Source organism: Legionella resiliens (genome assembly GCF_021344005.1).
Classification (GTDB): domain Bacteria; phylum Pseudomonadota; class Gammaproteobacteria; order Legionellales; family Legionellaceae; genus Legionella; species Legionella resiliens.
Map to the genome: position 1 here is coordinate 476,377 of NZ_JAJTND010000005.1, position 15,523 is coordinate 491,899.

Sequence of the window (15,523 nt, forward strand, 5' to 3'; positions counted from 1 at the left end):
TATATAAAATCAATTTATTGTCCATCGTACGATTTGATATGGTTGTTTCCGGAGCTAAATGTTCCCCAGTAATTGGTTTAATAAATCACTTATTTTCTTTGATTATACAATTTGATTTATGAAATCATAAAGAATCTTAATAATCACTTCATTAATCCTTAATAATCTTGTGCTATAAATTATTAGCTCACCAATTATACAATTGATACGAATATGCCTGGATTATACTCAAAACAACGAATAAACTTTGATTCGCTGACTGATACAGATCTGTCACGATATGAGTATCATCGTACTTTACGTAGCGCTATTGGTCTATCTGCTACCAGCTATTCACAGCAACAAACCACAGAGGGTGTCATTTATCAATGGGATAATATTGCCCCAGAAATTGCTCTCGTTATTTTTCAAGATGCTAAAAAACAAAAGATTAATATCCAAGACGAAGTGATTCAGCACATAGGAGCTGAGGAGTTCAATAAGGAGCGTTTGAAAAAAGCGATAGAGAAATTACAGAGCAATCCACGTTACGCTTTGTTTGTACAAAAATTGGCATTACATATTACCGCAAAAAAATCTACCAAACTGACCTTGGAACATTTAACCTCGGCAGGAATTTTCACCCTGGAACAATTTGACGAGGTATTCACTCAATTTTTGTATGTACAGAAAAAATTAACCAAGAGTTTTCCTAATTTCGACGAGATAACAGAAGAAGATGATTATTATCAGTTCATTGCTTTTATGGCAAATGAACCATTATATGAATCTTTTCTCCGGTCATATACCGATTATATTGCCTCCGAGTTTAATAAGGGAAGAATAAAAAGTAGCCAAGTAGAAGCGCCTAAAGAAATTGATAGTCAGTCACTTTTAAGTTTTTTCAATGCAATGAGTTATGATTTAAGTTTACAACCACCTAAATCAAGACCACTGCAAACCAATACCTTATATATCACATTACTCCCTGACACATTACACTATACGGTCGTTGATCTAAGCGGCAAAGAAATTAACGCAACAATTAATTTCAGTGAGTGCAATTTTATTGTAAATGAACAAACTACTGAAGAAGAATTAAGAAGCCATTTACCTGAGCTTTTGAAAATCACATCTCAAAGAGGCCATACTGGAGATATTGCACGGAATAATACTGTAGCATTAAGAGATAAAGGAATCGCTTTTTTGGAAAATGATGTGGGGAGCAGCTTATTTTTATCTCATTTACCAGCAGTCGATCTGGTTAAAGATGAAGGATATAAATTTACTCTTTATCAGTGGCTAAATCAGGGAAATCTAGAGCGATTAAAAGATCTTTTGGTTGACGGAGCATGTCAACGTTATAACCAAGTTCTGGATGCTTGGATAAAACAAATGAAAGAGCCAGCAGAAATAAATGAAGAATTTAAAAAAGAGATTGATGCTGTTGGTACTTTAATGAAGGAAATCACTGCACTAATTGCTAGCCTTGATGATAATCCAAATGCAAAAGATAAGGAGTTAGATGAGAAAATAGCTCAGCTGATCATTCATTTAAAAGAAGTTAAAAAATTTTATGGTAGCACTCCACTTCTGCAACCTGGAGAGGAGTTCCCTTCAACAGCCGGCAATTTTGAAAATTTTATCAAAAAAATCCTATTCCTTGCACCCGATGATAAGTTAATTCAATATGTCCCTGACAGTCGGGATGTGGATAGAATTTGGAAATTGAATTTGATCGATTTGGTTAATGGATTAGTGAATGATAGAAATTTTGTTGCTGCTCGTGACGTAAAAAACAAAAACAACCTATCATTTTTAACAAATGAATCGGGTCTTGTTTTACCTCCTTCTCCTATTTTTAGAGAGCAAGTTAAAAGAAAATTGACAACATATCTTAAAAAGGATGTTCACCATTATCATACAGTACAAAGTTATCAAAATGATCACTTAAATATGACGCAAGCCCCTGTTGTTTTTAGAGGGGGGCACCTAACTAACTCGTTAGAAGAAACAGTATTTTTCGCCAAGAAAATGACCCGGACTGGTGAATATTCTGCTGACAGTCATCTATTAGCCGGACAAGAAAATAATGTTAAAAAACATGAAATTCGCTCCGGAACTGCTGTTACCTTGGCAACTACAGGGATTGGGGGGACACGATCAGTTACAGATAAATTTGATGTAGCCCTTAAATTTGGTGGTATGAACGATGTAAAGATTCTCTATATCGTTCGTGGTAAAGAATCATTTCACTCGCAGCCTTTTGCAGAAATTGTAGGTAAGTCAAAATTAGCTGAAATTGCGTATACGCATGTTAATCCTCATGATTATGTCATGACAATCCTTTATAACCGAGATAATGAAATACTTGATGTTATTCCTGGGAATTTAAATGGAGAAATCCAAGGTATAAGTGAATTTACAAAAGAAGTGATTCATGCAGGGATTGAATTTTACAATAAGAAAAATGGCTCCCCCCCTGCATCCAACAAACCTGTAAAGCTCCCAACGCCTCCCAGACAAGAACAGAGGATAGCACTCCATCTGTCTGGGGAAAAGCCGTTACTGGATATTCTTTCCCTTCATAAAACAGAATCGTCTTCATCAGCTAAAAAAACAAATCCTTATGGAAAAAAATTGCATAGCATCCGGATCACGCGTAATACTCGTGAAGGCCATAAAACGCTCTCATTAGAAACATTGCGTCCTGAAGTAGAAGTCATTATGCAACATAGAGAAGAACTGGCTCCACCTGAGGGTGCATTTAAATTAGTTCCTGGAAGATTAAGTAAAGTGAGGGAAACTGCTGTTGAACACTTCAATATGCGACATGTTATAACACTCAAAGGTTTTAATCGATGGAGTCTTCAGGAACGAAAATTACAGGAAACATATAATCGCATATTACAGCCTAATTTTATGGAAGGTGACATTCAGGAACAACTCGCGCATGCCAATGCCGCTTATGAAGAGTGGTTAACTGATGTGCTAGTACCCAAATTACAAACTGCATTGATGCTTCATCTTTCTGCACGATTAATTACAGATTACCGAGTTGATACTGAAGAAGTGAACGAGCTTGCACAAAAATTATTTCATGAAATTTTGAAATCAAGCTCTCATTATTTACAACTCATCACTAATTGGTCAAGAATTTACACTTTACTGGAAGGAGAAGATCTACATCAACGTTGTGTAGAAAATGCACATGCAAGGATGGAAAAAATATATCCCTCCTTGAGTAAAGACAGCTATGAATATCAATTGAAATTCGAATCATGTTTGATCATGGCAAAAAATAAAATCCAAAAGCAATTGGTAAACCAAATGATGTCCGAATTCTTGGATAACAATTTGGACCATTTTACTCAACAATGTAAGCTGCAAAAGAAAACAGTTTATTCACTTGCCGATAATCGTCATTTAGTCTTTTTAGGTCCAGCCGCGAGTGGTAAGAGTACTATTTCCAATCAATATATTAAGCGAGAACAAAGAAAAGATTATGTTTCCTTAGCCACAGATGATTATCGAGGCATATTTATGCCATTTACGGAGATGTTTGAAAAACAGGAAACCGATCAAGTCTTTATCCGTACACAAGATAGCGCTTATTTGATCAGCGAACTCGTTGAAGAGCGAGTTTTATCCCAAAAAAATAAAAGACCGAATGTAATTATAGACGGCGTGACTTATAAGCCCTCACAAAAAGCTTTAATAGAAAAAAATAATAATTCTGTTGTAGTCTGTGCGTGTTTGGATGATATGTCTTTGGCCGTTAAACGCTCTTATGATAGGGCAAAACAAGAGGAAAGTGGTTCGGCAGATAAAGGGCGCTATGTGAACACAACCAGTTTACTTCATATGCATAAGACAGCAAGCATCAACCTACTCATTTCTTGCGCCCCTAATACAACCATTGCATTTTATAATACCAATATACCTCGTGGAGCAACTCCTCCATTGATTGCTACTGTAGATACGCATGGAGAAAAGACGCTAACAATTAATCAGGATAAAGGCTCCTTGATGTGTTTGGCCTCTTTTTTCAATAAAGCACGAGTGAATGTTCAAGCTAAAAGTGATCAACATCTTTTTTTAGACAAATTAAAACGACCTGAATTTCAGATTGATTCATTATTCGCAGTAATGGATTATGGATTTAAAATTGTTTTAAATGGTGAAAATAACAAGCCCTGTTTAACAGTTAAAAAGGAAAAAGGGCAGATAATTATGGAAATCCTCGACTCAGAACAAGTCAAAAGTAAAATACGAGAAAATACAGCTGAAAAACCCTTATTACAAATGTTTTTGTTGTATGGACAACACGGTAGTTTAAAAGCAGTTCAGAAAGAATGTTTGATGCATGAAGATATTGATTTAATGGTTGAACAAATTATTGATTCCCAATCGAGTACACGGCAGATATCAGTAAGCGACAACAGATTATTAAAAGACAACTTGCATCTATAATATATAAAGTGAAAAATTAATGCGATATAAATTATTTATAGATCAAAAGGAAGATACAATGAACGCTCGTTTACTGGAAAAAATTGCGCACGAGAAAGATAAAGTAGAACTGTTTATTGACTCGATGCGCGATATCTTTGAGAGAACCCCTGATGAAGTGGAGAAAGCGAAACGTCTTGAGATATTCGATACTTTATTACTTTTAGCAACCTATGCTGAAGCTGAAGAGCTTGAAAATGAATTTCAAATAGCGTTACCTAATAACGAACACAATGATTCAATTACCTATCTGTGCCAACAACTTCGAGAAATCAATGGTTTTTGTCAATGCACCTTTAGCGATGAGCATAACGTGTATCAAGATTTACTTTCTGAGGTGATAACTCCAGAAAAAAAACAAGCTGTGCGTGAACTTTTAAGTAAAACAATTTCTGAACTCATTTTTGAGAAAACAAATACTGGAACACATCGTTTAGGTCTTTAAAAACAGTAGATACCACACTTTAAAAGAAACAATCCATTTTATCCGCTTTAAAATGGATTGTTTCAAAATTACTAACGTAAGTACTTGTTTTGCACTGCAAATAATTCCTATGGGTTAAGAAGTCAAACCATAGCACTCTAATAAAAAATGAGATAAGATGGCGCTCTGTTGTTTTCTCAGGAGAATCATTCTGAGTACCTTTTTTAATGCCACATATACAGCAGCCGCTGCAATTTATGCAGAATTTAAGTTCTATCCTTACTATAATTTTGGCTTTCATCTTGATGCACTTACCAGCTTTTTCTGTCATATATTTCGTGCCCTGTATGACTTGACTGCTTTTTTATTACGTGTAGTTGCTACTCCATTTTTTCTTTTAAATCCCTTTTGTTGGCCCAGTCTACCAAGCCATGCGTTAAATCTTGTCGATGATATAGTAGGTGCTGCGCTCAGTGTAGTCAGTATTGCCATCCATCCTATTCTTTTCATTATCCGTACGTTAAGCTCCATGATTCGAGGCTATGATGAAGGAACAGATTATGATTGGGGTTCCGATCAAGAAGAAGAGGATCTGAAAATGGCGATGGCGATCTGGTAACATTAGGAACGAAAGATAATAGACTTCTGCGGCAAGTCTACTCCAGAGGAGACTTGCTTCGTCGATAGCTCGAATTCTCATGTGACTTCGATATCTCCTGCCACTACTCTTTGAAGAAGTCTAATGAACCGAAGCCTGGCTTTTATGTTTCTTTTCAGGAAGTTTTCATCCACTTTTTTTAGAGTTAGGTCCTGCTGCTACTGGTGCAAAAGTTCCGTTTTTTAAGAAACTCAAAATTAATTGCCTCGCTTTTGCATTATTCATAATAAAAGTATGACTGGAATTAACAATCACTGGCTCATTTTGTCCTAAACGAGCAAATTCAGGTGGTACTTTCGCATCATAGCGTCCTGCGATGATCCCTATTTTAATGTGTGGTACTGATACATGATGTACGTATGAAGCGTGATCAGAACTCAATTCAACCAATGGTTTGATTGGAAAAGTAAGCATGGGAAACAATTCAGTAGAAAGCTTCGCCAGTTTTGAACCTTGATTTGGTGGAGCCAGCATGATGAGACTGCCAATATTTTTTAATTGTTTTGCTGAAAGGCTGGATAGTGCCTCTCGGGTAATAATGCCTCCGAGACTATGAGTAATAAAATTAATTTTAACACCTGGATTTTTTTCTAATAAATTTTTAATAAACTGATTCAAATAAATCCCGTGCTCTTGAATACTGTATTTTGCAGAAGGATAATTATAGGAATAAACCAGATAACCTTGTCTTTTTAGATAGACTTTTAATGGCAACATGCTGAGAGAAGTACGCATCAAACCATGTATTAATACTATGATTTCCTGATTTTGTTTTGGTTTGACCTGAGCAGCAATAGAAGTTGTATTGGATTGCTCCCTGCTCCCAGGAAAAAATGCATAAGCTTGAACCATACAACCTATCCCAATAAAAGCTATGAGAATAAGTCGAGCAAGCAATCGATTTTTATTAAGAATGATTCTGGTCATTATCTCCCTTTAATTTATATTCACCCTCATCATTCTAACTAATTTTCAACGAAGATAGCAGACCGGTTCAAAAAATTTTCCCATAAATAGGGGCTGTATCCAAGGAGTAAACGCTCTATCTCGCAGTCTTGCATATTCTGTCATCTATCAGTAGGTTAATTTGAGTTATGAACTATTTTGATGGATGGATCCCCCTGCCTGCGCAGGCAGGGATGACAGAATATGCAAGGGATTACAGCCTTTTAGGCAAAACTGTAGTCTCTAGAAACGTATTTTCCTGTCTCGATTTTGTGAGAAACTGTCAGGATTGGGTGCCGGCCATTTTGATTCAATGGAAACAGACATTTGTGCTCATTAATTTGCATCATTTTATGCTCATAAAAAACACTATAAATTATCTTTTTTTCTGAATTGATATATTTTTTACCTACCTTATGGTACATGATATCCATATTATGCAGACATTGACGAAACAATGAATTATTCTCTGGTGCCTGTTATAACGAGTAGCTCATCAGTTAAACCCCGATAATAATCCAAAATTAGGAGTTTGTTATGTTGAAAAAAATGATTATGGCCACTCTTTGCATGATTAACTTATCTGCTTATGCAAATGAGGATCTGAGCTGTACAGTTGAAGTTGCTGTGGCCACTCCGCCCGTACAATTTAATCAAAACGTCGCATTTAATGTAACGAATGAATTTGGCTTAAGTAAGTCCCTCACGATGTTCGGTGGAAAAACCCCTCAATTTATCGATAGATTGCCCTGCTCTCCAGCTCCTCTGACAATCAGCGCAACCGTTTATTCAATACCAACTTTGTTTCAAGGACCGGCTATTGGTCAATGTGTTTTAAAAGCAGGGCCCGTTATTTTAAATGGTTCGGGGAACAGTGTTTCAGTAGTATTTCCTTACGATTTTAATTGCCCTTTTTAAATGGAATATTTTGCCTACATTACTCAAATGTAGGCAATACAGTTTGGATATACTTTTTTTAAAGTGAATCATCGTCTTTCTTGCAACGCATTCCCCAACCTGCACCAACACAAGTGAATATAGCTCCCAGGAGAAACAGGACAAAAATTATGAGTGCTCCTGAAGCAAGATTTGTTGGAGTTACATTGACTTCTACTACAGCCTCTTTTTGGCCATTTTTTGTTAAAGAAGAAATTTTGGTTGTACCAACGGGAGTGGAAATTTGATTCACTGTAATTGGAACTGCCACTACTGTGCGAGAAACGGAGTTGGTATAGGTCACTACATATTGACTCAAAAGTCCTATCAGTGCAGCCCCTAAGATTAAAGCCAACACCCATGTCGTAAAACCATAAATGATCCCCAAATTACGTGCAGGACAATACAATCGCCCTAAATAGCCAGCGACATAACCAGCAGCAATCGTGGAGATCGCAACACCGATAATTATTCCCAACAAACCACCCACAACCACGATGACAGATCCATTACTCATCGTTTTAAAGGCACTTAACCCAATAGCGATTCCCAAAAGATTTAATAAAAAGCTAAGACCCAGTGCCGTTAGGGCACCAACAAAAACAGCAGTCCAGGAGATCCGTTTATTTGGATGTATATGGCAGTGTTCGTGATTCGGTGTATTTTTATTTACCATTCGAGCCTCCTTATCTCATGACGAACATTGCGACGTCAGGGAAGTTTATTTTTAAGATATACTGTCAATTTATATTGGATTTTATACCAATAACTTCTTAATAGTCCGAAGAAAAACTCAACCTACGTTCTACTGCTTTTCCGTATCCAGAAATCGCGAATTGGCCTAGAGTTCTGGATCCTGCGGGCAAGGCCGCAGGACGTAGGAAAAGGTAATTTGTCCTTATGGAGAAATTACTTACACATAGGTAATAAATTGTTTTTATTAAAAAATTAACCTATATATTTTTACTTTTCAAGAGCATACAACGGCATACCATACGTTGTATATAGTATGTCGAATTCTTAACCTTATTTAGGATTCAGCTATTTGCTCTACATTTCGAACAATATTTTTTGTGATGGTACTCAAAGGCAAATCATTATCATCTTTACCAAAAGGCTCTTCTAACTCTTCGGATAACATTTCCAAACCTAACAAAATATATACGATCATAACCATCATTGGAATAATCAAAAATCCGAAGGTATCTACCCAACCAAAGGGGAACATGATGGCATAAAAAAGCAATGCTTGCTTCACAAAAAAAGCAAACGAAGGCGGCATATGGGTATTTGCAATACGCTCACAACCTCCAGTCAAGTCAATCAAATTGGCTAAATGTATGTCCAACGCCAGATATTGCTCCAATTGCAATTTATTTTCTTGGCGCAATTGATTCAGAATACGATACATTTTTTTGGTTACCAAAAGTACCGGATTTTTTCCGTCGAACTCATGAATACATAAGGATAGCAACTCCGTTTGGATCGCTTTATTTTCATTACGTAAATGGGATTTGATAATAACCGGTAATTTTTTCAACGCTTCATAAAAATCAGGATATTCATGCAAACCAATAAAAGCTTCGAATTTTAAACCTAAGTTTCTACAGTTATTGACAATTGAACCCCATAAAATTCGTCCTTCCCACCAACGCGAGTAGCTTGTGTTTACCCTGAAACTAATAATTATGGTGAGGATAAAGCTAAAAATCAGATGGAATTGACCTAAATTATAGCGTGCTACATTTTCAAAAAAATAAAGGATTATTTCAGCATACACGACAATAACGATTGTTATTGGTAATAATTTCCTAAATACGTTTTCTTTATAAAACAAGAAAAGATGATGCACCCAGGTTAAAAGATTATGTGATCTCATCAATGCTTACCCTACATAAAAAGATACAGTGTAGCTTGAGAGCTATCGTGAAGCAAAAACTCTTTTTCCGTTCGTGACATAAGTCGATGAACCGTTTAAAATGCACACTCAACTCAAATAAGAAGTTAAAAATGAACTAACTTCCTAATTTTTCTCAGTTCTAATTTTGAGTTTAAAGGCAAGATTTCCTGGATACCGCGTATAAAACTCAGTAAGTAGGAATAACAAAATTACTTCGCTTTGGGATAAAAGTTTTCTAGATTGCCCCCTTCATTGAGGCCGGTTAAGATAGAAAGAAGTAAACTCTAAAGGAATAGATCGATGAGTGATTTTTTTCAAACACCTCCCCGCTTGGGCAATCAATATGATGAAGATCGCGTTTTACAGACTTATCTGGAATGGAAGCTCCCTTCTTCCATGCTGACGCAAATTCAACCGGAATTGCATCGTCTTGGTCAACGAGTCATTGAAGATATCTATCAATTAGGACAAGAAGCTGAAGCATTTCCCCCAAGGCATGTACCTTATGATCCCTGGGGAAAACGCATTGATCATATTGAAGTATCCCAAGCATGGAAGGAGCTTGACAAAATCTCAGCAGAGGAAAAATTAATTGCCATAGGTTATGAACGGCAACATGGTGCATTATCACGCATACATCAATTTGCCAAATTGTATTTGTTTCATCCTTCATCAGCAATCTATACGTGTCCTCTAGCAATGACCGATGGAGCTGCGCGTGCCTTAGAGCTTTATGCAGATGAATCCTTAAAAAAACATGCCTTCCCTCATCTAACCTCTTCTGATCCGGCCTGTTTCTGGACTTCAGGACAATGGATGACTGAACGTACAGGAGGCTCTGATGTCAGCGGTACTTCAACCATCGCCAGACCCGATGGTTCCCATTTTCGTCTCAGCGGGGTTAAATGGTTTACTTCTGCTACAACCTCCCAAATTGCCATGACTCTTGCCCGTATTGAAGGTGCTCCCGAAGGCAGTAAAGGACTTAGTTTGTTTTATCTGGAACTCCGGGATGACAAGGGAAAACTCAATGGCATTCGCATCAATCGCCTAAAAGATAAATTAGGTACTCGCGCCTTACCTACAGCAGAATTAACATTGGAGAATGCTTCTGCCCTCTTAGTTGGAAATGCTGGTGATGGAGTTAAAAAAATTTCCTCTCTATTTAATATTACACGCATATATAATGCGTGTTGTGCCGTTGGTTACATGCGTCGTGCTCTTGCGCTTGCTCGTGATTATGCAACAAAGCGTGTTGCTTTTGGCCACACTTTGTCAAAGCACGTGCTCCATCTGGAAACATTAGCAAGGATGCAATTAGAATTTACCGCAGCATTCCATCTGGTTTTTCATGCCATTGAACTCTTGGGAAAGGAGGAGTTAGGTGAAGCAACCGAAATTGAACGGGCTCTACTGAGGCTTTTGACTCCTCTGATAAAGCTTTATACGGCAAAACAGGCAATTGCCTTAGTGAGCGAAGCCTTAGAAGCTTTTGGCGGAGCTGGCTATATTGAAGATACAGGGCTTCCAGAATTATTAAGAAACGCTCAAGTTTTATCCATATGGGAAGGAACAACCAATGTTCTCAGCCTCGATGTATTACGCGCTATGCACAAAGAGAATGCGGCAGTTTTTTTTCTTGAAGACATCAAAAAACGATTGAGCCATATTAACAGCAAAGAGCTCATTCAATCTCAAGTAAAAACTCAGCACACCCTTCAAAAACTGCAAAATTATATTCAGTCTATGCCGCAGATGAGTGACGAAGAGCAACAAGCGGGAGCACGACAGCTTGCTTTTGCATTAGCACAAACCTATGCAGCAAGTTTATTGTTAGAGCATGCCCAATGGTCTTCGCACCACAATAAGGACACGCTGCCGACACTTGCTGCGATTCGGTGGTGTGAAAAAAATCCACCTGAATTGCTTGATTTCTCGGAGAGTCATAGAAAAGGATCTCAATTATTGGCTATGGATTATAATGACTTCCACTAAGTGATTGTCCCCGGCAGAAGCAAATTGACTGAACTATGGAGCTATACTATTAGATAATCCAGCCAGGGAGTTATAAAACATGAATGTTTCACCTTTGCGCTTTTTATCTTCTTTCTTTTTATTTGTGTTATTCCCGCTGTCTTTAATCGCCGCAACCAACAGTTCAATCAGTCTGGTTGGGGATCAAGGTTATGATCTCGTATCTTATCAACAAAAAAGCGGACCCGTACGAGGAAGTGGAAACCATGTCGTATTTCATCATGGTGTGGCCTACATTTTTGCAAGCAAAGAAAATAAAAAAACCTTTGCAGCAAATCCTGAAAAATATCTGCCTGCCTATGGAGGTTATTGTGCTTATGGCGTAGCAGCCGGCCATAAAGTAATCAGTGATCCTCTTGCATGGAAATTAGTGAATGGGAAACTTTATCTTAATTTAAATAAAGAAATCCAAAATATTTGGGCAAAAGATAGTGCAGGAAATATCAAAAAAGCGGATGAGCAATGGTTAAAAATAAAAGATAAGGATCCTTCAATTTAAAGCTGAAATTTTTTAGGGGGATCTCCAATCTCCATTTTCACAAAAAATTTTTTCCTTCTTCCTACCCATCACGTAAACATATCCCTACGTACCGCGCTTTATGCGCGGTATCCAGAAATCTTATCTTTGAAACAGAACCCAGAAGTACACCAAAACTTCCTTCTGGATACCGCGCATAAAGCGCGGTACGTAGAAGTTTTATAAAATTTATTATGTAACAACTAAACTACTTTTTAAGTTTTTGAAAACCGCGAACATGAACTGAGAGTAGCCTATAAATTCTTTCACCTACGTACCCCGCATAAAGCGCGGTACGTAGTTGGAGCATTTTGTGAGATTCTGTTAGGCATGAAGAGTGTAAGTAAGGACTTATAATTTCTTTTTACTCAACCGAAATGATATTATCGAAAAGAGTCCAAAACTCGATAACAAGGAAGAAAATGAAATTATTTTATGTCTATATTATGGCAAGCAAGCGTAATGGTACTCTTTATATCGGTTCAACCTTTAACCTGATTAAACGAGTCTGGGAGCACAAAAATAAAGTGATACCAGGATTTACAGCGAATTATAATGTTAATATTTTGGTCTATTATGAAACTCATGAAACCTATATAGAAGCTGCTCGTCGGGAGAAGCGTTTCAAAAATTGGTCCAGACAATGGAATTGAATTTAATTGAAGATTTAAATCCAGAGTGGCGTGATCTTTATCATGAAATCTGTGGTTAACCTTTCCCTACGTACCGGTACACATTCCCCTACGTACCGCGCTTTATGCGCGGTATCCAGTAGTTCTATCTTTTGAACCGAACTCAGAGGTACCAAAATTTTCTTTCTGGATACCGCGCATAAAGCGCGGTACGTAGGAGGATGGCGCGTGGGGTATGTATGGGGATGGCGTATGGGGTGGGTAGGATAAAAAAATATTGCATTAAACTCTAAAGCTCTTTATTGTTAAAAACTTACCAATAATTAATGAAAATTAAGGGAATTTATGAAAAGAATAGGATTCTTATTCGGCTTCTTGTTTTTCTTAAATGATGGGTTTGCCAAAACTCCGATTGTGGCGCCTCAACCAACCTCATGCATCACAGGCGGTTTCAGCGCAACAGGGACAAGTAGCTGGAAAACAATTTCCTTAAAACTAACCAACAATTGCAATCAAACAGTAGATTTTCAAAATTCTACAATAACATTTTCCAATCTCAGTAATCTGAACACATCGTTTTGGGGAAATTTCTCACCATTATCTTATCCGGTTAATAATTTGCAAATTACATCACAACCCCAAAGTGGCGGCACGTACTTATCCTCGCTCTCGTTACAATTTCCTACATATCCGGGTGCCAACAGCAAATTGCCTAAAGGAAGCTCTTTTACCATTATTTACGGGACACCCACTGCAGATTACGTAGCTAATAGTGTCCTTGTTTATTTAAATTCTTCAGTACCTACAGGCGATATCAGTTTAATTAACGATACAGCAAAGCCTGCTAACGTATCGCAAAACTATGCTTTAGTGAATTTAACTGTAAATGGACAGACTGTGAGCAGTGTACAAGTTCCCTGGTCTGGACAACAACTTATCTCTGGCCTGGCTGCAGGAACTTATACCGTTTCACCAACTCATGTTGCGAGCAGCAACGGCATCATCTATCAAGGGGTAGCAAATCCTGCAAGCCTAACCGTGTCCGCAGGTACCACTGTGTCCTCTACCATTACCTATACCGCAAGCCAAACCACTGGGAACATCAACATCTCCTTAACCGCATTACCCGCACAATTATCTGGCTATACCGGCATTCCTACGGTAACCTTAACGCGTATGGATAATCAGAGTGCAACCAATGCGCAAGTTCATTGGAACACAATTAATGTAATCAGCCAGTTAGCCAATGGAGTCAACTATTCTTTTTCTACTCCGGCAATAACGTATAATGGATATAATTGCACCCCAATGTTTAACCCAACATCGGCTACCGCCGCAATTTCTGCCCCAACAGTGCAACTGACGTATAATTGCGTTCAAGTCGCCCAGGACAGTATCCCTGTTACGGTCACGGGAGCCCCCTCTTCTCTTTCCTCTATTAATGTAATTTTTACGCCCACTAATGGTTCGCCTGTAGCGGCAACAATTTCTTTAAGCAATGGGGCAGGAACAGGTAATGTCAGCTTAACTGATGGAGCAATCTATACAGTAAGTGCAACCGCAGTGAATGGTTATGCAGTCAGTTATTCCCCCCAACCATTAACCGCCTCTTCTTCTGCTACCGAAACCATTACCTATACCCAAAATACAAGCACTGGAGGCAGAATTATAGGCTACCTGCCCGGCTGGCAAACACCTCCACCTGCTACTGCTTTGGCGAATGCAGGTTATACCCATATCCTTGTTGCTTTTGGCGTATTCAGTACGACAACTCCTGGACAAATTACATCCGCCTTCGATACGGTATCTGCAAGTTACATTCAATCACTGCATAACGCGGGCATTAAGGTATTGCTTTCTTTAGGCGGTGCGTTAACCAGTATTCCCAATACCACAGTCAATTTCCATCAGGTAGTAGCTGCTGCCCCCTCCCCTTCGGCATTCGAGCAAACTTTTATTGGTTCATTGGAAAACCTTATAACCCAATATGATTTTGATGGTTTTGATTTTGATATTGAAAGCGGGTTGAATGCAGGGGGAACATTTACCAATCCTACTGGTGATATTGCTGTTTTAGCCAATATCATCAATACCATGCATACCAATCATCCGAACTTGCTGCTTACTTTGACACCGCAAACTGCAAACATTGCCGCCACGTCAGGGTTTGACGCAACCTGGGGAAATTATGCCTCTTTAGTGATGCAAACCCACCAATCTTTGGCATGGGTTGGCATTCAAATGTATAACGCAGGGTGTACTTTTGGCATCGACTTAATTTGTTATGATCCAAACAATACAAGCAGCCCTAATGCTTCTGTAGCCATGGCCACTGATTTATTAGAAAATTGGCCTGCAGTCACCAGCTCCGGACAACAAACAGGGTTCCAACCTTACATCAGTTATCTTAATCCTTCCCAAGTGGTTCTTGGTTATCCTGCACCGAATGCCTCAGGACAAAGTGATGGTTCACCTGCAGCAGTGATTAGCACAATCAAACGCGCCATCCAATGTTTACGCACCGGGATTGCCAGCCCATCAAGTTGCGATACCTATATTCCACCACGAACTTATCCTGGGTTTGGAGGAGTGTTTGACTGGGAAGTAATTCATGACCAAAACAACAATTATCATTTTGCAACCAGTTTGGGACATTGTGTCGTGAACCATAATTGTAACTAATTATAGGCTTTTGCAGCATAGCGAGACCTGGGTTTCCCGGTTCCGCTGTGCTGCACCCAAGCTAAATATTTTAGATGAAAAGAGTATATTAAATACTTTTTGAAATCAGCGGTTTTTTTCTTCTTTTCTTGATAAACCTTATTTTTTTCCAATACAGAGTTATTTTTGTAAAAAAATTAATTTATTAATCAAATCTTAAGCATTGATAAATCTGACTTTTTTTCCCTCACAGAGTTTTTTTTGTACAAAAATTAATTTGTTAATCAAATCTTAAGCATTCGTGTTATATACTTTAAACATGCAT

General features: G+C 38.0%; 10 protein-coding genes and 1 pseudogene. 8 read left to right on the top strand and 3 right to left on the bottom strand.

The window, feature by feature from the left end:
* Positions 1–213 precede the first annotated feature (213 nt).
* From LXO92_RS14610 to LXO92_RS14620, 3 genes are all read left to right on the top strand, one after another.
* Positions 214–4,452, top strand: coding sequence for a zeta toxin family protein (locus LXO92_RS14610; RefSeq protein WP_232891231.1), 4,239 nt, complete (start codon positions 214–216; stop codon positions 4,450–4,452).
* Positions 4,453–4,510: 58 nt separating this feature from the next.
* On the top strand, positions 4,511–4,936 hold the full coding sequence (locus LXO92_RS14615; protein WP_232891232.1) for a hypothetical protein: 426 nt from the start codon (positions 4,511–4,513) through the stop codon (positions 4,934–4,936).
* A gap of 157 nt (positions 4,937–5,093) precedes the next feature.
* A complete protein-coding gene (locus tag LXO92_RS14620; protein ID WP_182350264.1) occupies positions 5,094–5,534 on the top strand; it encodes a hypothetical protein in 441 nt (146 codons plus the stop codon).
* A 165-nt stretch (positions 5,535–5,699) separates the two neighbouring features.
* Here the strand turns inward: LXO92_RS14620 and LXO92_RS14625 are convergent, their stop codons facing one another.
* Positions 5,700–6,500, bottom strand: coding sequence for an esterase/lipase family protein (locus LXO92_RS14625; RefSeq protein ID WP_182350265.1), 801 nt, complete (start codon positions 6,498–6,500; stop codon positions 5,700–5,702).
* A 555-nt stretch (positions 6,501–7,055) separates the two neighbouring features.
* Here LXO92_RS14625 and LXO92_RS14630 point away from each other — a divergent pair.
* The gene (locus tag LXO92_RS14630; RefSeq protein ID WP_182350266.1) at positions 7,056–7,436 is read left to right on the top strand and encodes a hypothetical protein; all 381 of its coding nucleotides are present in this window, start codon (positions 7,056–7,058) and stop codon (positions 7,434–7,436) included.
* A 58-nt stretch (positions 7,437–7,494) separates the two neighbouring features.
* Here the strand turns inward: LXO92_RS14630 and LXO92_RS14635 are convergent, their stop codons facing one another.
* Positions 7,495–8,130, bottom strand: a complete 636-nt coding sequence (locus LXO92_RS14635; protein WP_182350267.1) for a hypothetical protein — start codon at positions 8,128–8,130, stop codon at positions 7,495–7,497.
* 354 nt (positions 8,131–8,484) lie between these two features.
* Positions 8,485–9,333 carry a bestrophin family protein gene (locus LXO92_RS14640; protein WP_182350268.1) on the bottom strand — a complete coding sequence of 283 codons (849 nt, stop codon included), beginning with the start codon at positions 9,331–9,333 and terminating at the stop codon, positions 8,485–8,487.
* Between the two features lie 321 nt (positions 9,334–9,654).
* On the opposite strand from LXO92_RS14640, the gene LXO92_RS14645 reads away from it, so the two are divergent.
* From LXO92_RS14645 to LXO92_RS14660, 4 genes and pseudogenes are all read left to right on the top strand, one after another.
* Positions 9,655–11,349 (top strand): acyl-CoA dehydrogenase family protein, encoded by a 1,695-nt coding sequence (locus tag LXO92_RS14645; RefSeq protein WP_182350269.1) that lies wholly within the window; start codon positions 9,655–9,657, stop codon positions 11,347–11,349.
* 79 nt (positions 11,350–11,428) lie between these two features.
* Entirely contained in the window at positions 11,429–11,887 is a 459-nt protein-coding gene (locus LXO92_RS14650) for a YHS domain-containing (seleno)protein (RefSeq protein ID WP_232891233.1), read from the top strand.
* A gap of 440 nt (positions 11,888–12,327) precedes the next feature.
* Positions 12,328–12,617: pseudogene (locus tag LXO92_RS14655) on the top strand (GIY-YIG nuclease family protein).
* 265 nt (positions 12,618–12,882) lie between these two features.
* On the top strand, positions 12,883–15,219 hold the full coding sequence (locus LXO92_RS14660; protein ID WP_232891234.1) for a glycosyl hydrolase family 18 protein: 2,337 nt from the start codon (positions 12,883–12,885) through the stop codon (positions 15,217–15,219).
* Positions 15,220–15,523 lie beyond the last annotated feature (304 nt).